The organism is Dyadobacter sp. 22481, from assembly GCF_052044875.1.
In the GTDB taxonomy this organism is placed as follows: Bacteria; Bacteroidota; Bacteroidia; order Cytophagales; family Spirosomataceae; genus Dyadobacter; species Dyadobacter endophyticus.
This window is the reverse complement of the sequence record NZ_JBQENV010000001.1, coordinates 265901-285615: the sequence shown is the minus strand read 5'-3', so window position 1 is coordinate 285615 and position 19715 is coordinate 265901. Positions and strand designations below refer to the sequence as shown.

Annotated in this window: 17 protein-coding genes; 13 read left to right on the top strand and 4 right to left on the bottom strand. The window is 47.2% G+C overall.

Annotation, left to right across the window (positions count from 1 at the left end):
- The first annotated feature begins 6 nt into the window (after positions 1-6).
- The 8 genes from ACTJJJ_RS01105 (at position 7) to ACTJJJ_RS01070 (ending at position 6841) form a co-directional block, all read left to right on the top strand.
- A complete protein-coding gene (locus ACTJJJ_RS01105) occupies positions 7-585 on the top strand; it encodes a TetR/AcrR family transcriptional regulator (RefSeq protein ID WP_440701175.1) in 579 nt (192 codons plus the stop codon).
- Positions 586-671: 86 nt separating this feature from the next.
- A complete protein-coding gene (locus tag ACTJJJ_RS01100) occupies positions 672-1427 on the top strand; it encodes an SDR family oxidoreductase (RefSeq protein WP_440701174.1) in 756 nt (251 codons plus the stop codon).
- A 207-nt stretch (positions 1428-1634) separates the two neighbouring features.
- Positions 1635-2231 (top strand): Crp/Fnr family transcriptional regulator, encoded by a 597-nt coding sequence (locus ACTJJJ_RS01095; RefSeq protein WP_440701713.1) that lies wholly within the window; start codon positions 1635-1637, stop codon positions 2229-2231.
- A 72-nt stretch (positions 2232-2303) separates the two neighbouring features.
- A complete protein-coding gene (locus ACTJJJ_RS01090) occupies positions 2304-2867 on the top strand; it encodes a hypothetical protein (protein WP_426295168.1) in 564 nt (187 codons plus the stop codon).
- 65 nt (positions 2868-2932) lie between these two features.
- A complete protein-coding gene (locus ACTJJJ_RS01085) occupies positions 2933-3391 on the top strand; it encodes an SRPBCC family protein (RefSeq protein ID WP_440701173.1) in 459 nt (152 codons plus the stop codon).
- A gap of 180 nt (positions 3392-3571) precedes the next feature.
- On the top strand, positions 3572-3943 hold the full coding sequence (locus ACTJJJ_RS01080) for a BlaI/MecI/CopY family transcriptional regulator (protein ID WP_188931582.1): 372 nt from the start codon (positions 3572-3574) through the stop codon (positions 3941-3943).
- Between the two features lie 15 nt (positions 3944-3958).
- Positions 3959-5698, top strand: coding sequence for a TonB family protein (locus tag ACTJJJ_RS01075; protein WP_440701172.1), 1740 nt, complete (start codon positions 3959-3961; stop codon positions 5696-5698).
- Between the two features lie 225 nt (positions 5699-5923).
- Entirely contained in the window at positions 5924-6841 is a 918-nt protein-coding gene (locus ACTJJJ_RS01070; protein ID WP_440701171.1) for a hypothetical protein, read from the top strand.
- A 35-nt stretch (positions 6842-6876) separates the two neighbouring features.
- Here the strand turns inward: ACTJJJ_RS01070 and ACTJJJ_RS01065 are convergent, their stop codons facing one another.
- The 3 genes from ACTJJJ_RS01065 to ACTJJJ_RS01055 form a co-directional block, all read right to left on the bottom strand.
- Positions 6877-7734, bottom strand: coding sequence for a polysaccharide deacetylase family protein (locus tag ACTJJJ_RS01065; protein WP_440701170.1), 858 nt, complete (start codon positions 7732-7734; stop codon positions 6877-6879).
- A 37-nt stretch (positions 7735-7771) separates the two neighbouring features.
- Positions 7772-9061, bottom strand: coding sequence for an AcvB/VirJ family lysyl-phosphatidylglycerol hydrolase (locus ACTJJJ_RS01060; RefSeq protein WP_440701169.1), 1290 nt, complete (start codon positions 9059-9061; stop codon positions 7772-7774).
- Positions 9062-9236: 175 nt separating this feature from the next.
- Positions 9237-11864: a phosphatidylglycerol lysyltransferase domain-containing protein gene (locus tag ACTJJJ_RS01055; RefSeq protein WP_440701168.1), complete on the bottom strand. Its 2628-nt coding sequence runs from the start codon at positions 11862-11864 to the stop codon at positions 9237-9239.
- A 300-nt stretch (positions 11865-12164) separates the two neighbouring features.
- Here ACTJJJ_RS01055 and ACTJJJ_RS01050 point away from each other — a divergent pair, with 300 nt between their 5' ends.
- Complete coding sequence (locus ACTJJJ_RS01050; protein ID WP_440701167.1) at positions 12165-13349, top strand: DUF1624 domain-containing protein; 1185 nt, start codon at positions 12165-12167, stop codon at positions 13347-13349.
- 21 nt (positions 13350-13370) lie between these two features.
- Here ACTJJJ_RS01050 and ACTJJJ_RS01045 read toward each other — a convergent pair whose 3' ends face one another.
- Positions 13371-14525 (bottom strand): redoxin domain-containing protein, encoded by a 1155-nt coding sequence (locus ACTJJJ_RS01045; RefSeq protein WP_440701166.1) that lies wholly within the window; start codon positions 14523-14525, stop codon positions 13371-13373.
- A 292-nt stretch (positions 14526-14817) separates the two neighbouring features.
- Between ACTJJJ_RS01045 and ACTJJJ_RS01040 the strand changes: the two genes are divergently transcribed.
- The 4 genes from ACTJJJ_RS01040 (at position 14818) to ACTJJJ_RS01025 (ending at position 19705) form a co-directional block, all read left to right on the top strand.
- Positions 14818-15144 (top strand): PadR family transcriptional regulator, encoded by a 327-nt coding sequence (locus tag ACTJJJ_RS01040; RefSeq protein WP_440701165.1) that lies wholly within the window; start codon positions 14818-14820, stop codon positions 15142-15144.
- Positions 15141-17768, top strand: a complete 2628-nt coding sequence (locus ACTJJJ_RS01035) for an ABC transporter permease (protein ID WP_440701164.1) — start codon at positions 15141-15143, stop codon at positions 17766-17768. The genes ACTJJJ_RS01040 and ACTJJJ_RS01035 overlap by 4 nt, the downstream gene beginning before the upstream one ends.
- A 220-nt stretch (positions 17769-17988) precedes the next feature.
- Positions 17989-18645, top strand: a complete 657-nt coding sequence (locus ACTJJJ_RS01030) for an RNA polymerase sigma-70 factor (RefSeq protein WP_426295178.1) — start codon at positions 17989-17991, stop codon at positions 18643-18645.
- 64 nt (positions 18646-18709) lie between these two features.
- Positions 18710-19705 carry a FecR family protein gene (locus ACTJJJ_RS01025; RefSeq protein ID WP_440701163.1) on the top strand — a complete coding sequence of 332 codons (996 nt, stop codon included), beginning with the start codon at positions 18710-18712 and terminating at the stop codon, positions 19703-19705.
- Positions 19706-19715: the final 10 nt, after the last annotated feature.

Here is a 19715-nt window from a genome sequence, read left to right as displayed (position 1 = left end):
ACAGCTATGGCACGACCCAAAAAATTCGATGATGCTGCCGGATTGCAAAAGGCCCTGAACGTATTTTGGAAAAAAGGGTATGCAGGTACCTCGATTTCAGATCTCACGGCCAGCATGGAGATCAATGCACCAAGCCTGTATGCCACCTATGGGGATAAGCATACGCTGTTTGTCTCGGCTCTGCAAGCCTATATGCAATCCCAGCATGCGTGGATGCGGCAGTCGGTGGGTGAAAACAAGCCCGTCAGGGAAATCATCCGGCTTCTTTTGACATCGCTGGTAGATGAAACCCTGGCGGACCCGGAACGCCGCGGATGTTTTATGGTCAACACGATTACCGAAATGGCCAACCAGGATGCCCAGGTGTTTACAATCGCTTCCGACAATGAGCACCGCGTCCGCTCGATCCTGGCCGACCTGATTCGCAATGGCCAGCAGACAGGTGAGATTTCTCCCGATAAAGATGCCGACATACTGGCCAGTTTTCTGTTTATCAGCTTCATGGGCATTCGTGTGATAGCCGCTACCAATAATAATAAGAAACACTTGCACAGTGCATTAGACGTCATTCTCTCAGCTATCTAAATTTTTTTTGTGTTTTATAGTGATCACTACAAAAATTTTAAGTAGTTTTGTATCGATCATTACAAAACAATCAAACGAAGAAGATCATGTCAAGATTAGCTCATAAAACAGCAGTAGTTACAGGCGGTAACAGCGGAATAGGTTTGGCTACGGTGCAAGCCTTTGTTCAGGAAGGTGCAGAAGTTATTTTCACCGGGCGGAATGCCGATGCGAACCAGCAGGTAGAGCAAGCGCTCGGAGAATGTGTTCACGGCATTGTGTCCGATGCCGGAAAATGGGAGCATATTCAGGCGATCAAAGCGCAGGTAGAAGCGATTGCGCCCAAAGTCGATATTCTGTTTATCAATGCAGGAATTGCCCAGTTTGCACCGATTGATCAGGTGAGTGAAGGCTTTTTTGATAAGATATTGGATGTGAACTTTAAAGGTGCCTTTTTCACGATCCAGGCCCTCCTACCATTGGTTAGCGACGGAGGATCGATCATCCTGAATACTTCGATCAACGCGCATGTGGGTATGCCCGGAGCCAGTATTTATGCTGCATCGAAGGCTGCACTGCTATCGCTGGCCAAAAACCTTTCGGCCGAGCTCGTTTCCAGAAAGATCCGCGTAAATGCCATCAGCCCTGGCCCAATTGCCACGCCACTCCATACACCCGACAAATTCGGGATATCCGAAGCTGAATTCAAACAAATCGGCGAGAGCATTGCAGCGCAAATTCCGGCAGGACGCTTTGGTGCTCCCGAAGAGATCGCCAGTGCCGCCGTGTACTTTGCTTCCGATGAATCCCGGTTCTTACTTGGAACTGAGTTAATTATCGATGGAGGAATGGCCACTTTATAAATGCAAATTAGTTTTTTAGAAACTGAAATTCCGCTTGATCCCCAGCCTGCTCGTTTTGAGCCCAGGGTGGTCGGCGGAATATTCAGGATAACGGCCCCGCCGCCTTCGCCCTGAAGCCTGCATTACATTTGCTACTCCTCTGATAACTCCCTTGTAAAATCAATGATTTTTCGCGAACTACTGCCCAAATCAATCATCGTGAAAACAATGCAGACCCCGAATGCGTATGACAGGCTTAAATCAGTACTTGAAACCCTTGTTCCTCTTTCGGACGAGGAGTGGGGCTCGCTGAGAGCTGCCTTTACGGAACGGACTGTAGATAGCAAAACGATCATTACCCGGGAAGGAGAAATTGAGAAGGAAGTATATTTTATCTGTTCCGGTTTGGTGCGGCTTTATTACCAAACCAGAGACAATGAACAGATTACCGCCTTTATTTTTTGCGAAAATATGTTCGCCAGCTGCATGGAAAGCTTCATTAAACAGCACCCCAGCACGCAGAATCTTGAAACATTGGAAAGCTGTACGATCCTTGCGCTCAGCACGGACAATCTTAATGCACTTTACGCGCAGGTCCCTAAAACGCATGTGATCATGCGAAAAGTAATGGAGGCCCGGTTTATTGCTGCACAACAGCTTTTGTCATCCTATATTTTGGCCGGGCCCAAGGAGCGTTACGAGCTGTTTTCGCTCCACTATCCACATTTGGTACAGCGTGTGCCGCAATATATTCTGGCCTCGTTTTTGGGAATAACGCCGGTTTCCCTCAGCCGCATCCGCAAGCGAATTGCCCGGTCGGGGTGATTTCTTATCTTTTGTTAAGGACTGGCCCTATTGACGGTGGATATCTTTGCAGCTCATCAAACACGAAATGTTATGACCAGAATCTGCAAAGTCATTTTGATTACCATGTTGGTATCCTGCCTTCAAAGCCAAGCACAGCGCCTTCCTTCGCCTGACCGGTTTGAGGTCGAAGCAGATCCGGTTGCATTCATATTTAACGGATACTCGTTCCATCTTGGTTATACCAGGGGGCATTTACGGTTCGATGCCGGTATTTTTGGCATCAAACAGCCTAGTTTCGCCGTGGAGAATAAACTTTTCTCGGTTTTTAGTTCCGGCGGCGGTATTAAAGTCGATTATCTGCTGCGCCGTAACCGTGGATTGTTCATTGGTCTGCAATCAGATTATGCAACCGACAAAGTTGGTTTGAAGTCGGGTGGTGACACCCAGTCTGTAAGTGGCGTAACGCTTGGATTAAGAACGGGGTATCGGTTCATGTTTGGAAAGGAAGAACGTCAGTTTAAAGGTTTTTACCTGGTTCCATGGGTAGGCTTGATACATGCTCTAAACCCTTCGATCATTACAAGCAATGGACATGATTATACGCAATCACGATGGTCCGTTTTTCCAACGATCCATCTCGGGTACAGGTTTTAAGTGAAGGAAAGGAATTCGCACGGCACTCCGCTTGTTCTCCTGAACAATCCACCAATACAACAGCTGTGCTCGAGAATCCATTGATTTACCTTGATATTACTGTAAATGCGTCCGCCGAGCACGTCTGGACTGTGCTGACCCAACCCGAATTGATCGGGAAATGGATGTTTGATACACCGGTCGAGATCGACACCGAATGGCATGAGGGCGGTAAGTTACGGGAACAGGGAGATCTGCACGGCCTGCCATTTGAAAACCGGGGTGAAATTATCCGATTCGATCCTCCCGCCGCGCTGCAATACACGCATTGGAGTACATTGTCGCTCATACCTGATGTGCCGCAGAATTACTCGCTCTTGCAGTTCCAATTACAAAATATCGACAGTCGCACCGTTCTAAAATTAACGATTAGCAACTTAGTGACGTTCGAGATTTTTAAACACCTGGAGTTTTACTGGAAAGTAGCACTTCATTTACTGAGAGAAGTGGCCGAGTCGTTACAGAAGGAGGATTCTGCAATTTAACCGGACCAGGATATGAAAGATTACTACGCCCATTTTTTCACTTTTAAGGCAGGTAAGTCGCGGCTTGTCGAGCATTGGGCTTATTATTACTAAATAATTAGTACAAAATCTAATCAATTAGTTTGTCTACTAGTTTTTTAGTAGTACGTTTGCGATAACATCATACTATTAATCTGGAATATGGAACCCCGTTCACTTACCCGGGCCGAAGCAGAAATCATGAAGATTCTCTGGCAACTCGGCAAAGCATTCATTAAAGACATCCTGGCGCAAATGAATGACCCGAAGCCCGCATATACGACCGTTGCTACTTTCGTGCGCATACTGGAAAAAAAAGGTATCGTCGCCCACACCACCTACGGCAATACACACGAATACTACCCGCTGATCAGCGAGCAGGAATACAGAAAATATGAGGTTCAGCAGCTTGTAGAAAATTACTTTGACAATTCTGTAACCAACCTCGTCTCTTTCTTCATGAAAGACGATAATTTAAAAAAGAGTGACCTCGACGATTTAGCCGCGTTTATCGAAAAAAATAAAAGCAAGTAATAAACATCCTGAAAAATGGAAGCACTTCCCTATTTGCTGAAAGTCAACATCTGCTGGGCGGTATTCTATGGCTGCTACTGGCTGCTCTTCCGGAAGCACACCTTTTTTATGCTCAACCGGGGCTATTTACTTCTCTCTTTGGTCATCAGCTTTTTGATTCCGCTCATTGAATTACAGCAAACCGTTACAGTCGTCGAAAATGCGAGCGTTGTGGCAACGGCAAGCGGTCCGGTCGCAGCTGCGGAAGTGACGGCTGGTACAAATTCTACGGAATATTTACTGCTCGCCTGCTATTGTGCCGGAGTTGTTGTGATGCTGACTGGGCTGATCTGCGCTATCCGTCAGGTGTTTCGAATCGTGCAGCGTGGGATTTGCATTCCCATGCAGGGTTATCGTCTGGTCATCAGTGAAAGCCAGCATACCCGGAGCGGGTCGTTTTCATTCCTCAAATGGATGATCATCTCCAATGAGGATTACGAGCAAAACTTTGAACCTATTTTCACGCACGAAATAGTGCATATCAAACAATGGCACTCGCTCGATATTCTGCTGATCGAAGTATTGAAGGTTGCATTCTGGTTCAATCCGGCCGTATGGCTTTACAAACGTGCATTACAGGATACACACGAGTTTCTAGCCGATGAGCAGGCCACCGACAGGGACTATTACGCCACATTCCTGCTTGCCTACGCGAAAAGTTCAATAGCGACTTCCATTACCAATCAGTTCTTCAACTCTTCGTTGCTTAAAAGACGGATTCACATGATATACAAGAACCGGACAGCGGCCTGGCTAAGGGGTAAGTACCTGCTGCTATTGCCTGTGCTCGCGTTGGCAGTCATTCTGATGGCCGCCAGAAAGTATGTCTATGAAGAAAGAAACATCCGGGCTGAAAATGCGCATACTTTTGATTTAGTAACGGTTAAAGGAATCGTAACTGACGAATCGGGTGTGTCGGTGTCCAATGCTGCGATCACTTTCTCGGGCAGCTATGAAAGTGCGGTAACTGGCCCAACAGGCCGCTTCGAGGCAACTAACATTCCCCGGGGCTCAACGATGACGGTGGAGCACGACGATTTTTTACGTTACACACAGAAAATTCGCAAGTCGAGCGATGAATACCCTATTCGGTTGAAGCGTAACACCATGCCACGTTTGACAAAGAAAGATAAGCGTGCAGCCAGACGAATGCTCGTAACTAACGAGCGAGCCCGCATGCTGCTGGACCGCTGGCCAGGACTTCCTGATAAAAGCAATTTCATCGCCACCACGCTAAAATATCCAAAGCAGGCCATTCTCGACGGGGTCGAAGGACAGGTGCTGGTGTCATTCCTAATCGATACGGAGGGGAATGTAAGCGATCCTAAAATCGAAAAAGGTGTAAGAAAAGACCTGGATCATGAAGCTATGCGTGTCGTCCGATTAATGCCTAGATGGCGACCTGCCGAAAAAAACTTCAAACGAGTGGCTGTTCGCTATACAATGAACATCGCTTTCAACATTGCAGTGGACACATTACCGCTTGCTGTGAAAGAGAAAATACCAGGTTTTTGGGGTAACAGGTCCGTCTACGCTCCGGCAAAAACCGGTCCGATTGGCGATCAGCTCGTCAAAGAGGTATTTGAGCAGGCTACGATTGATCTTCGCGACAGCACCCCGCCAACTACGGCCTTGCATCGATATGGGTATGGATATGTCCATCGCCCTCTCCCCGAAAAGTATGTTGATATGCGGATTAGACTACCAAAAAAATGACATATACACTGTTCTTCTCACAAAAAAACTAGTCGCTGAGATTGATAGCCGGGGCTAGCCTCTCGCTGTTCGATATCGAACGCAGCGAGCGAAGGCGCACACTCATTCGCACCGCACAAATATTTAATTACCTATATTCCAAACACTTAACAACTGGCACGACTATCGCATAGGCGATTGGTATTCTATCGTTGCCAGTATTTACATTTAACCAGAACCTTCGCTATGACCTATTTGCGGATACTGCTTGCACTACTACTCATTTTACCGATTACACTGCTGGGGCAGACCGTCCCAGAAAGTGCTATGTATTTAAATCAGAAGCCTCCCGGTTCGGTGGCGACTTTGTTTGCGCCGAATTTAATCTCTTCAAAAAATCACTACGAATATGGATCGACGTTTTCCAAAGATGGCACCGAGTTCTATTATGCAGTAATTATTAATGATAAGCCTCAGATCCGGTGGAGCCGGTTTGTAAATAACGCCTGGGAAAAACCTCAAACGATCATTGGCAGCACCAACTATGAATACAATGATCCCTTCCTGTCTCCCGATAAGAAACGACTCTACTTTATATCCGACCAGGCAAAAGATGGAAAAGGCAAGAAGAAAGACTTCGATATCTGGTATTTGGAACGGCAAAAAGACGGCTGGTCCCAGACTCCGGTTAATGCTGGCCCGGCTATTAACACGAATAAAAATGAATATTATATGTCATTTACAAAAACAGGTAGCATGTACTTTTCCTCGAATGGAGGTACAAATCAGGCGGCCGATCAAAATTATGATATCCGCCTATCCCGCTTTTCGAAAGGTACATTTGAACCTTCCAATAAGCTTGCAAATGCTGTAAACAGTGAGCATTACGAAGCCGACGTCTTTGTTTCCCCCGACGAGCAATATATTATCTTTTGCTCTGAACGTCCGGGCGGTCTGGGAAAAGGCGACCTGTATATCAGCTTTAAAGACAGCAGCGGGGAGTGGCAAAAGGCAAAGAACATGGGTAACGCAGTCAATACGGAAGGGTATGAATTTTGCCCGTTCGTTACAGGCGACGGAAAATATTTATTCTTTTCTCGCGACGGAGACATTTTCTGGATGTCTGCAACGATCATTGAATCGCTGAGAGAGTCTATACGCTGATTTCCCTAATTACCATTTGATAATGAGCACGACGGCTACCTCCCTTTCAACGGATAATCCTTCAAACGCACAAACGAATAACCCAACGCAAGTAAGGATGGCACAACCTTTTGCAAAGCCTCGTAAGAATTCCATTCCGGGTGGTTGAAATGCATAATAATCAGTGCACCCGGCCTGACATGTTTTAAGATACTGCTTTCGATGACATTGGCCGGTGTATTAGGAACGGCATCGCCGGAAAGAACATCGAAGCTGATCATGGTAACTCCAAGCTGCCTTGCGATTTTCGCGCACGCTTCGTCTGTAAAGGCAGTAGCTGACCGGAAGAAAACAGGCCGTCTGCCGGTAATAGCCGTGATTTTACGTTCATTTGCTTCAATTTCATCAAATGCGTCGGGAACGTCGGGGGTGCCCTTGATCCCATATTCGCTTTCGCCGTCCACTGAACAAGGCTTATGATTCAGGCCGTGATTTTCAATTTCGAAAAGGCTGTTTTTACTCAGGTTTAGAAATGTCGGATAGTTGGCGTCAATCCACCTGCCCGTCACAAACAAGGTGGCGGGTATTTTCATTTTTTCCAGGTAGCCGATCAGCTCCGCATCATATCCGCTGCCGTGTGGGCCTCCGCAGCCGTCAAAAGTCAGGGCAAGCAGCTTTTTGTTGGTCACAATGTCCTCGTCGACACCCTTTACAAACTCTCCCCAACTGCCGGGTGGGGTGTGCGCAAACTCGGCAGAAACCCTATTCTTGGCCGCCAGATAGGAGGTGTCCTGGTATTGCTTTTTGAGATAATATTCGTTTTCCAGACCAGGTGGAAGCGTTTGGGCCAAAAGCTTGCCCGCCAGGAGAAGGAAAAAAATTAAAGTCGGAAAGGTAGCCAAGGTCCTGTTCATCGTGTTTTGTGTTAACTTATCCAAGGTCGGATCGCCCCTATTCGGCGACTTTAAGTACCGTTTCTGCGAGTCCACGGTAATTTTCATCATAGTGATGCCCCCCGGGAATCAGGGCAGTCTTAATGCCCGCATCTGTCAGCTTGTTTTTGAAAGCGACGTCCTCTTCCGAGCCGAAAACACAAATAGTGCTTATCGCTTTGGCTTTAAGGATTTCAGAAAGGACATTTTCGTCATTCTGGCCGGTTCCTATGCTAAGCATGTCGGCAAGATGGACTTCAAAATCAGTCGAGGAAGATGGAGAAAAAAGAACCATTCCTTCGAGATCCTTTCCAAGAGCGAGCCGATTCGCTACGAATGGAACGATAGAGGCCCCAAACGAAAACCCAACCAATATCACCCGTGTTTTTTGCAGATGGTTCCTGTAATAGTTAATAGCCTGAGCTATTTCCGAGCTGGCCATCTCCGGACTTTTCTTGTTCCAAAAATACTTCTGGGCATCCATTCCAATGACAGGCATGCCCAGCGACGCAATTGCCTCTGACACGGACTGGTCAAAACTGGTCCAGCCCCCATCGCCGGAAACAAAGAAAACAAGCGGCAGCTGCGTGTCCGGTCTGGAAGCAGGTACCATACACAATGGGAGTTGTCCAGGGAAAGGAACAAAGTTCTGATTACGAAGGGCCTGATTTTCTTCCGCTTTAAGCTGCGCAAAAGATGGCGCATCGCAAATTTTCTGATAAGCTGTTTTAAATTGCGGTAGCCAGTTTGCATCGACGCCGAAACCGTGCCCCACCTTTTGCAGCGGCACAAGTTCCGCCCTTGCAACACTCGATAGAAATTCTTTTACCGGCTGATACAGGCAATTCAAGTCTTTAACGCCATTCAAAACAATGAATGGTGCTGTTAATCCGGAGGTCTTTTCCAGATAATACGACTTGCCTTCCTTTATCGTGCGGATACTGAGTGCTGTACCCTTACAAAGCGGGCGCGGAACATCAATATCCGGGCAAAAACCGAGTGCCAAAGCGCCTTTAAAAGTATTTGCCGGAGCCTGCGCCAGTATGCCATACACCAGGACGGCCCCATACGAGTAACCGACTAAAACGGGTTTAAAATAAGTAGGAAACTTGTATTTCTTTTGAATCATCAGACTCAGATTCTCAAAGTCCGAGGCCGGATAAAGGCAGCCTTGTTTTTGTGCGGCAAGCGATTTCTTGTAAGTGCGAGCATCTATTCCCAGCACAAGTGCCCCTTTTTCAGCAAGGGTTTTAGCCATATTGATTACACCAGAATCCCAACCTCCGTCTCCCGAAACAAACAGGGCCACGGAGCTGGGTTGTTTAGCCGGGTGATACAGGGTAATTTTCCCAAAAGGGCCATAAGAAAAAAACTCCGTCCCAACAGCCTTCACAGTAATGGATAACGTACAGAGCAGTAATATGGTCGTCAGCAATTTGTTCATTACTCTTCAAACATTTGTTATAAGAATTGAAAACTGAGGGCTAGGGTTTAATGACGGACGTCAACGCAGCGGGAACCTTGAACAGATCGTAATCCTGATCATAAACCAGATATTTATTAGACCATACGGGAGAGAATTTATCCTTATAGTCGCGTAGCCCTTTATAATGTGAGAATGCTCTTATTTTCTCGTATGCAAATTTCATGGAACGTTCAGGAAAATTCCTGGGGTCGATAATTCCCGACAATGGGGCAAAGCCCAAATTCACCGATCGATATCCTTGATTTTTCAGATACAGAAACATTTCAACCGTGATAAAATCGATGATTCCATTGGGCGCCTCCCTGGTTTTCCGGATCAGATCAAATGTTGCCTCATCCTTCACATAATCTGGAATAATGTCAAGAAAAGCAACAACTTTCCCCTCTTCATCCTCCACCGTCATGATCGTATGCTGCCGAAGCTCCTCTTCCAGAAACATGCCCTGAGAGAAGACAATTTCGGACCGTCCCGTTTCTTCAAGCCATTCGTCGGAGACGGCCCTCAGCATTTTTAACAGATCTGTTTCAATGGGGGCAGCGTAAACTTTCGTGTGAAAGCCTTTGTCTGTAACCTTCTTTAATGCATTACGGATTGACTTCTTGGCACCACCCTCCAATGAAAAACTCAGCAGGTCCACCACCGCTTCCTGTCCTAAAAGCAACCGCCCCTTTTTGGGAAAAAGCGAAAGCGATTCCTCGGATACCCGATAGTAAATGCTTTTTAACCCTGTTTCGAAACAATGCCTGTCGAATGCGTCCACAATCTCCTTCTTCGATTTGTCGGGAGCAACCGGGCCTTCCAACACTACGGCAAAGCTTCCGGCAATCCGGTAGCTGAGAAACCCTTCTTTCTCAGGAATCCGAAAAAAAAGTTTGTCCGGATACGTTTTGAAGTAATCCAGCGAGGAATCGCCATATTTGCCAAGCTGCTGGCGAGCCCATTCAAAATCATCTTGCTCCGATTGAGCTTGTGAGAAATGAGGACGGACAAGCGTGTAGACCAGGAAAGAAATGCATGCGGCTCCGCTGATATTGAGCGAGTATAAAAAATCGCGGGCAAAATTATCCTTTGCAACGAGCCCCTCGCTACGCAGCAAGAAGAAGTTTTGAAAAGTATACCGGACCGATTCCATCCAATTAAAATCCTGGTCAAAATGGTTAGGATCAAGATTATAAAACCCAATAAATCCATACAGAAGAACTGCCAAGCAACCTAAAAGCATCGTCTTCACACCAATCAACCCCAACCGGCGGCTATTGTGCATATAGTACTGTTTTCTTGATGCCACCAGGATTATCATCACCGCAGCAGCAAACAGAGCTTCTTCGTAATCGATTGCTTTAAGCAGATTTCCGACAACAGAAACAACGCAAAGAAACAACGCAAAGTACCATGCCGTCCTCAGCCCCTTAAGCATAAACGCCGCGGTGACCAGCAGAAACAGGCCAGTGATTAACACAAAATAGTTGGAAACGGCCATCGCACTTACCGGGATGAAATCTTCCAGCAAATGGAGCCGACTGCCAATCGCCGGTGTCAACACTGATATGATGTTGACTATACCCAGAATCAGTAGCAGCAAGGCGGGGAATACCCGCATGATGAGCTTATTAATTTTCAAAAGGAAGCTCAATGCTCCGGCCGCGAGCGGTATCCAAAACTCAAGAAGTCTGTAAAACAACGTAATAGAAAGTGCTGCCGCATCGCCGAATCCAAATCTGCCCAGCAGGTAAGCCATTGATAGCTCTATGGCGCCCAGGCCTCGCAGAAACGGAGAAAGTATCAGAAAAACGACGGCTACAATATAGCTTAGGGTGGCAGCGAGCAAATTAGGCTGTAAATGCAGTGCGCGCATTGCAATATAGATATGAGCTATACCCGTCAGCTCAATGATAACACTGTACAAAACGATTCGAAAAAACTGCCTCCTTTCGATCTTGTTACTCTTCAAATTATCCAGGTAGTATTCTATCGAGGGGAAATGGCTTATCAGCTTGTTGAAAACATATCCCTGGGCAACAATCGACCTGTAAAGTATAAGAAGCACGAGCATCAGGACAACCACCGATATAAGCGCCACCAACTCTTTTTCCCCAATACTCCCCAGGGAAATTGCAATGACGAAAGCAGGAGCCGCGACGAGCACAACAGACAATATTCCTACAAACGCATAGATTACAGACGCAAAATGGATCTGTGCTTTACTGATTCCTTTTCTTTCGATAGCCGTGGTAAAGAAAGCCAGAGAAGACACCCCGCCTGCGGGAAGAAACACGCTGACAAAATTCCGTTTCAGGAAAAGCACTGTACTGTCTAAAAGTGATATATGCTCCCCCACAGCCGCGAACGATGCCACATACATCAAGCCTTGCAGAATGATGTAGATAATGGTCAAAACAATACCGAGAATCAGCCAATCCCAACTGGAAGCGGAAACAATAGCCCTCACCTGCATCAGCTCTATCTGCTGATGCCGAAAAAACCACAGCCCTAACCCCAGGAAAAAAATGGTGATAATAAACTGGCTTACCATTCGGGCATGTTCGCGCAGGTATGTAAGTCCATTCCGCTTGATAAGCCCTAGCGTATTGATCGTCAACTGGTAGGATTTAATGATTTTCCTCATTTCGTCAGATTTTCACAAAGAACATGGGAATGTCTCCTTCAAAATACAGGAAAAATACTTAGTATTGTCGCCGACCATATCGTAATTTTCATCCGGCCGGGACAGGTCCATGAACTGACACCGGAACAAGGTTGGACGGGTTTTCTGATTCAGTTTAGGAAGGATTAACGCACCTTGATATACATTCTTACCCTGCGTGAATGGTATTTGCTGGGCATAGCGTTGAACTTCAGACGATGCTTCCATAACAAAAAAGGCCTTGCGCCCCCAAATTCCAGGACGATAGTCAAAACCAAACCGATGGACAATTTCAGCAAGAACAGAATAACGGCCATTGATCTGCTTCGCGGTACGGTCATGATCATTATGGCGCTTGACCACGTCAGGGACTACCTGTTCACAGACTCCTTTTTGTACGATCCCTTAGACTTGGCGAGGACGAACGGCCCGGTATTTTTTACCCGTTGGGTCACTCATTTCTGCGCCCCGATATTTATGCTGCTGGCCGGCACCTCGGCCTACCTGATCGGTCAGCGGAAGACCAAGCAAGAACTAAGCGTATTCCTCTTAAAAAGGGGTATTTGGTTAATTGTCCTTGAACTGACCGTGGTCAATCTCGGATGGAACTTTAACCTGGAATTCCCTATGTTCTTTTTCATCACCATCTGGGCGCTTGGCCTGAGCATGATTGTCCTTGCGGTCTTGGTTTATTTGCCGGTTAAAGTAATCCTGTCTGTATGCCTATTGATCATTGCCGGACATAACCTGCTGGATAGCGTCCATCTGGACGGTAATACATTTCCCTCCTTCCTTTGGGCATTGGTGCACGACCAACGTTTCTTCTCCTGGCACGAAAAGCTCTTCCTGGTCGGCTATCCCATTGTCCCGCTCCTGGCGGTGATGCCGCTGGGCTATTGTATGGGCGTCTGGTACACCACCGGCTATGATGTTGCAAAAAGGCAACGCCATCTAAAATGGACAGGGCTCTGCGCTTTGACCGTCTTCGTATTGATCCGCCTGCTCAACAGCTATGGCGATCCCGTACCCTGGACCGTGCAAAAAGATAACTTCTTTACCTTTTTATCATTCATCAACGTCAATAAATACCCTCCGTCTCTTTCGTATCTGCTGATCACGCTGGGCACCGCCTGCCTGTTCCTGTCATTTACGGAGCGGTTAAAAGGGCCCGGCGTAAAGATCATCTCGGTCTACGGCAGGGTACCCATGTTTTATTACCTGGTCCATATCTATGTGATCCATGCAATCGCGATGCTCGCGTCAGCGCTAACGCCCGGACAGGACTGGCGGCGATGGATACTGGAAAAACCGATCTGGTTCACCGAAAACCTGAAAGGCTACGGTTTTTCGCTGCCCGTCGCTTACCTATTCTGGGTATGCGTTGTAATCGGCCTATACCCCTTGTGCAAACGTTACGATGCTTACAAACAAGCACATAAAGACAAATGGTGGCTGAGCTATTTATAATAAGCCCGTCTAAGGATCTTTTTAGGGAGCATTCGGGAAAAATTTGGCCAATTTCTCGTCTAAGGCATCCGGTTTCAGATCTATGGATAGTATCGTGCCGTCTGGCCCGATTAAAAAGTTCTTTGGAATAGCTTCCACACCGTACAAAGTCGATACTTCATTTGACCAACCTTTTAAATCTGAAAGTTGAGGCCATGCCAATTTATCTGCCTTTATCGCTTTTATCCATGCGTCCCTGTTTTTTAACTGATCAAGTGAAATCCCGACAATGGTGAAATTGCGATCTCTATATTTATCAAATACCTTGACCAGGCCCGGATGCTCAGCGCGACACGGACCGCACCAACTGGCCCAAAAATCAACGAACAAATATTTCCCCCGGAATTCATTCAAAGAAACCGGCTTTCCGGCAGTGTCTGCCTGAACGAAATGCGGAGCAACTGCGCCAATGCTGGTTCTCGAAAGCTTGGTGAGAGCATCCTTATAGTATATGCCGGAGGGGCTATTTTGAACAGATTTATCCAGGCTTTCAAACAGGCCGGTGAGTTCTTTAACGTCCGGCGTAAAGCCACCGACGGATTTGACGGCTCCAATACTGACAATGCTGGCAGGCATGGCCTGAATAAATTGCCTATAAACATTGGTCCTTTCTGTACGCACCGCTTCCAATTGCTTCTCCCACCTTTGTTCGAATTCCTTCTTGTCCGCATCATCAGGTAATGCTTTTTTCGCTGCGTGGTATGCCTGATATGTTTCGGAAAGCTTCCGGGTGACGGGCCGCAGCATTTCGGCGAGCTTACCAAAATCTTTATTGGCCTGACCTCCGGAGACTACCGCCTCACTCAATAAGCCAGTGCTCTCCACCAAAATAGTTCCTGGCTCAACATAGAATTCAATATTGCTGTAATCAGGCTTGGTATACATAATAGCTTTACCAGGAGCCTTAATGGTGCCGTCGATTACAAAATTCCCGTCGTGGAGAACCGCCGAATCTTTGACACCGACCAGGTTGGTCGGATCAGGATACCAAATGTGAACGGTCTCCTGTTTTTTTAACGGATCAATTTTCCCCCGGACGACGAATGAATGAACTTGACCGCATGTCGTGTGCTGCGCCAGCGCAAGAACAAGTACAGTTGCAACAAAGGATCGGCAGCAATAATTAAAATGTCTCATGGCTATGAACGGTTAATTCGCTTGTAATAAAGCTGTGACAGAATATCAATCAGATCGGCACCATTTTGATAATGCCTTTAATGTACTGATAAGTTATTAATCATACAATGGTTACAAACTATTAAGCATATCCAAATAGCTCCTGGTAAGGCGTTTAGCACGTTCGGATTCGGACGCAAGGCCGTTCGCTAACGGACAACACTGATTTCTAAAATGCCCCATTACTCTATCATTTACACTATTTCTTAAATGGCAAAGTATTTGTCAGACATTTACGAAACTAATAAACACTATGAAGGGGACCTACCTGGGTGAGTTTGAGGAAATCGTGCTGCTGGCCGTTGCCATACGAACCGGAGATTCGTACGGGGCGACGATTGTGAATGAAATTGAACAGCAGATAGGCCGGACGGTGAGCCTGGGCTCCGTGCACACTGCCTTGCATCGTCTTCAGGAAAAGTGTTTGGTCAAATCTGAATTCGGTGGCGTGACGGGTGAAAGAGGTGGACGCAGCAAGCGGTTGTATGTGGTCACGGCGCTTGGCCGTCGTTCCCTGGAAGAAATCAGGCAGATCCGAAACCAAATGTGGGACACCATTCCAAAAATAGCGTGGTCATGAAAAAATCAAAACGCGACCGTCCCACTCCTCCCGTTTGGGCTACATTGCTTCTGAGGATGTTCTGTGACGCATATCTGATTAATGAATTGGAGGACGATCTGAATCAGCTGTTCGAGGAACGGGTGAGGTCCGCTGGCGTGCGCAGGGCCAGGTGGCGTTACATTCAGGATGTGTTGAGTCTGATGCGTCCCGCTCTTCTCAGGTCGAAGTCAAATCACTACCCAAACCCCAGCCATACAGATATGTTACAAAACTACATCAAGGTCGCCTTTCGCAATCTGGTCAAAAACAGGACCTATTCGTTCATCAACATATTCGGGTTATCCATTGGAATGACGACGGCAATTTTAGTCGGCCTTTGGATATGGGACGAACTTTCCTACAACAAATATCACAAGCATTACGACCGCATTGCGCGCGTTATGCAGCATCAGACCTACAATGGCGTGACCAATACGACCGTTGCAACGCCATTGCCCATGCGAACGGCGCTGCAAAACGATCACGGCAGTGACTTCACCTACATCGTTTCGTCATCCTGGACGAGGGACTACGTACTGGCATTTGGTGAAAAGAAAATTTCCCGAAAAGGTAATTGTGTCGAGCCGGATTTCCCCATGATGATGTCGCTCAAAATGCTCCGGGGCACGGCCGCGGACTTTTCTAATCCCACATCTGCATTGCTCTCTGAATCCGTTGCAAAAGCCTTGTTCGGCAGCGGGGATCCATTGAATAAAATCATCAGGGTCGACAACAAGAAGCATTTCAAAGTAGTCGGCGTGTACGAGGACCTGCCCCATTCAACTGAATTCCGGGACGCATCCATTTTGCTTCCATGGAAGTTTTTCCTGGAAGAAGAAACCTGGGTTAAACGATCCGAGACCAATTGGGGCAACAACTCATTCTTATTATTAGCGCAAATTGCCGACGACAAAAGTTTTGAACAGATAAACGCTAAAATCAAGAATATCAAGGCCCGGCACGCGAAAGATGAAGCGCGATTCGATCCCCAGGCCTTTCTTCATCCCATGAGCAGCTGGCATTTATATTCAGAGTGGGAAAATGGCCGGCCTGTGCGCGGCCGGATCCAGTATGTATGGCTGTTTGGATTGATCGGTGCTTTTGTGATGTTGCTGGCTTGTATCAACTTCATGAACCTCGCCACAGCGCGTTCACAGAAGCGCGCCAAAGAAGTCGGTGTTCGCAAAGTCGTTGGGTCGGTACGGAGTCAATTGGTCACCCAGTTTTTCAGTGAGTCGATTTTGATGGCTTCGATGGCCGCTATTATCGCCCTATTTCTCGTGCAGATATCCTTACCCTTATTTAATCAGATCGCCGACAAGCAAATACTTTTCCCCTGGCATAGTTTAAAAAGCTGGCTGCTGGGTGTAGGTTTTACCTTCCTTATCGGATTGCTGGCCGGCAGTTATCCGGCACTTTACTTATCGGGCTTCCGGCCGGTTAAGGTGCTTAAAGGCACTTTTCGGGCTGGCCGCTTTGCAGCTTTGCCACGCCAGGCATTGGTGGTGGTTCAATTTACGGTGTCTATCACTCTGGTGATCGGCACGGTGATCGTGCTTCGCCAGATCCGGCATGCCAAAGATCGCCCGGTCGGTTTCGACCGGGCCGGATTGTTGTCTATCGCTATCAACACCGCTGACCTCCAAGATCACTCGCGCGCCCTTTTGCAGGAATTAGAGTATACCGGCGTAGCAATGCATGCAGGCAAATCTTCCAGCCCGACCTCTGAGGTTTGGAGCAGTGACGCGAGTTTTAGCTGGCCCGGCAAAGACCCTAATCAACCAGGCGACCTGGGAACGGTAGGCGTCACGCACGGCTATGGGAAAACGGTTGGCTGGCAGTTAAAGCAAGGCCGTGATTTTTCAACTAATTTTTCCACTGACAATCTTGGCATGGTTATTAATGAAAGCGCCGCTAAATTCATGGGTTTGAAAAATGCCATTGGCACGAAAATCGATTGGAATAATGAGCAATACACTATAATCGGGATGATTAGCGATGTGATCACAGGGTCACCTTTTATGCCTATTCAACCCACCGTCTTTATGCTTAAGGAAGATTGGGCGGCATTTATCCACATCAGACTTAACCCATCTCTCGATGCTCGGCAGGCGTTGGCTAGACTGGAAGCAATTTTTAAAAAGTATAACCCCGGAAGTCCATTCGAATACAGTTTTGCCAGCCAGGAATACGACCTGAAATTTAGCACTGAAGAGCGCATCGGAACGCTTTCAACTATATTTTCCTCCTTAGCCATTTTCATTAGCTGCCTGGGCCTATTCGGATTAACATTATTTTTTGCGGAGCAGCGTCAAAAAGAAATAAGTATTCGTAAAGTGCTTGGGGCGTCCGTTGGAAGTTTATGGCAAATGCTTTCCAAAGACTTCCTGATGCTGGTCGTGATCGCCTGCGTCATAGCCATACCTGTTGCTTTCACCATCATGCGTGACTGGCTGGAACAGTACGCCTATCGTACGAACCTTTCGTGGTGGATTTTCGTCACCACCTTTCTGGGCGCGCTGCTTGTCACCATGCTTACGGTTAGTTTTCAAGCTTTGAGAGCTTCACTACTGAACCCCGTGAAGACTTTACGCGAGCAATAACTTATTGACAGGCCCACGTATCCAACCACTTTCCGGTACTCTGCAACCAGGTGGATTTTTTGATAAAGGTCTATGAGGGTAAGGCACTATTTTCAAAAAATCGGATGGCGGGCAACTTTTTTTGCCTATTTCTCAAAAACAGGTAGGGTATTGTTATCAAATTCTGTCTCTGTAACAAATGGTATACTAAATATTGGTCAGTTTGGAAAAGACGCAGAATATGAGTTTGACTGAACCTTTGCGGGAAAGTATTTTGATGCAGGCAAATTCCGAAAACAGTCAGGACACAGGTTCGGAGTTGCCTGTCGACAAGGAGTTTTTTATTAAAAGCGTATTTCAAACAGATGTCAAAAAGGGATACGACCTGTTATTCCGCCACTACTACGCGCCGCTATGCAGCCATGCCGTCAGGTACGTATATTCCAAAGAGGTAGCTGAGGATATCGTTTCTGAAACATTTTTATCGTTTTGGAAAAACAGTGTGCATGAGCATATCACCACTTCGTTTCGCGCTTACCTGTTTGTGTCGGTGCGAAACAAATGTTTCAGCTATCTGAAGTGGGAATTAAGGAATGAAATAGCCGAGGAACTTGAAGACGCAACGCTCGTATCGGTACATATGCAGCCCGACCGTCTGATGGAGTTTGACGAACTCTATATGAAAATCGAGCGGATTATCGCCGGGTTTCCCGCTCAAAATCAGAAAGTCTTTTTGATGAGCCGCTTCGGCGGAAAGTCCTATCAGGAAATAGCCGACAAGCTTCAGATCTCAAAAAAGGCCGTCGAGGCACATATCAGCAAAGCACTTGTCGAACTGCGGAAAGCGCTCAGAAGCTACAACCTGATGATTATCGCGGGCCTTTCAGAATTGTTTTAACCCAGAATCTGTGGGCCGACAGAGGTCCCCTATTCCTCTGCCCCATGGCTAAAAAGATTAAAAAATGAGACCAGAATTGACGAAACATACTGTCTTCACCTACTTTTCGGGAGATGCAACCACTCTGCAGAAACAAATAATAGCAGATTGGCTTGCCGAGGGACGAAATGCGGAGACCTACTTTGAATGGCTGGAAGAATGGGAAAGGAGCCAGCTCCAGTTTCAGCCCGATACATCGGCAGCCTTGCTTGCAGTTACGGAGAAATTGGCCTGCGAGCATGAGCCTGCACCACATCAACCGGTACTTCCCGCCAGGAAAGCTTCCATAAGGACGGTTATGCTCTGGGCGGCAGCCAGCCTGTTCATAGTGGGGTTGGGCTCGTACCTGGGCAGGGACTTTTTGATGTACCGCACCTACGAAACTGCCTTTGGCGAGGTGAACAGGTTTCGTCTGGCAGACAGCAGTGTCGTATTCCTGAATGCAAATTCGACCTTGAAAGTCCCCAGATGGGGTTTTGGCAAAGCCACCCGGCATGTGTACCTGCAAGGCGAAGCCGAGTTCTCAATACGACATACCATTGATCACCAATACTTTAAAGTCCACAACGCGGACAATAGCCTGATTACCGTACTCGGGACCGAGTTTGTCGTCTACACAAATCCGAAGCAAACTAACGTGGTACTCAACAAAGGCAAGGTCGAGCTTTCTTCAAATGCCGGCGAAAAGCCCCTTACCATGCTGCCGGGAGATCGTGCAACCATCGGGAAAAGCGGAGAAATAAAGGTTGAGAAACTGTCCGAAGCGCAACTCGCGCAGCACTCGGCATGGAAGCAACACCGGTTTGTCTTTCATGATACGCCTTTGCGGGAAGTCGCCGCGAAGATTCACGAGGTGTTTGGGGTGGTAGTGAAAATAAACGACAACAAACTCGCGGCCCGGACCGCAACGGGCTCATTCCCTGCAGAGAATGCCGAAGAGCTGCTTTCAAACATGTCCTATATGTACAGCTTTGAAATAATGAAGGCCGAAAACAAGATCATACTGATTCCTAACCCTTAATTATTGTTTC

Bases quoted from the DNA above. Each gene is read 5' to 3' on its own strand.
- ACTJJJ_RS01105 (WP_440701175.1), top strand. From the start codon at position 7: ATGGCACGACCCAAAAAATTCGATGATGCTGCCGGATTGCAAAAGGCC.
- ACTJJJ_RS01100 (WP_440701174.1), top strand. From the start codon at position 672: ATGTCAAGATTAGCTCATAAAACAGCAGTAGTTACAGGCGGTAACAGC.
- ACTJJJ_RS01095 (WP_440701713.1), top strand. From the start codon at position 1,635: ATGCAGACCCCGAATGCGTATGACAGGCTTAAATCAGTACTTGAAACC.
- ACTJJJ_RS01090 (WP_426295168.1), top strand. From the start codon at position 2,304: ATGACCAGAATCTGCAAAGTCATTTTGATTACCATGTTGGTATCCTGC.
- ACTJJJ_RS01080 (WP_188931582.1), top strand. From the start codon at position 3,572: ATGGAACCCCGTTCACTTACCCGGGCCGAAGCAGAAATCATGAAGATT.
- ACTJJJ_RS01075 (WP_440701172.1), top strand. From the start codon at position 3,959: ATGGAAGCACTTCCCTATTTGCTGAAAGTCAACATCTGCTGGGCGGTA.
- ACTJJJ_RS01070 (WP_440701171.1), top strand. From the start codon at position 5,924: ATGACCTATTTGCGGATACTGCTTGCACTACTACTCATTTTACCGATT.
- ACTJJJ_RS01065 (WP_440701170.1), bottom strand. From the start codon at position 7,734: ATGAACAGGACCTTGGCTACCTTTCCGACTTTAATTTTTTTCCTTCTC.
- ACTJJJ_RS01055 (WP_440701168.1), bottom strand. From the start codon at position 11,864: ATGAGGAAAATCATTAAATCCTACCAGTTGACGATCAATACGCTAGGG.
- ACTJJJ_RS01050 (WP_440701167.1), top strand. From the start codon at position 12,165: ATGGACAATTTCAGCAAGAACAGAATAACGGCCATTGATCTGCTTCGC.
- ACTJJJ_RS01045 (WP_440701166.1), bottom strand. From the start codon at position 14,525: ATGAGACATTTTAATTATTGCTGCCGATCCTTTGTTGCAACTGTACTT.
- ACTJJJ_RS01040 (WP_440701165.1), top strand. From the start codon at position 14,818: ATGAAGGGGACCTACCTGGGTGAGTTTGAGGAAATCGTGCTGCTGGCC.
- ACTJJJ_RS01035 (WP_440701164.1), top strand. From the start codon at position 15,141: ATGAAAAAATCAAAACGCGACCGTCCCACTCCTCCCGTTTGGGCTACA.
- ACTJJJ_RS01030 (WP_426295178.1), top strand. From the start codon at position 17,989: ATGAGTTTGACTGAACCTTTGCGGGAAAGTATTTTGATGCAGGCAAAT.
- ACTJJJ_RS01025 (WP_440701163.1), top strand. From the start codon at position 18,710: ATGAGACCAGAATTGACGAAACATACTGTCTTCACCTACTTTTCGGGA.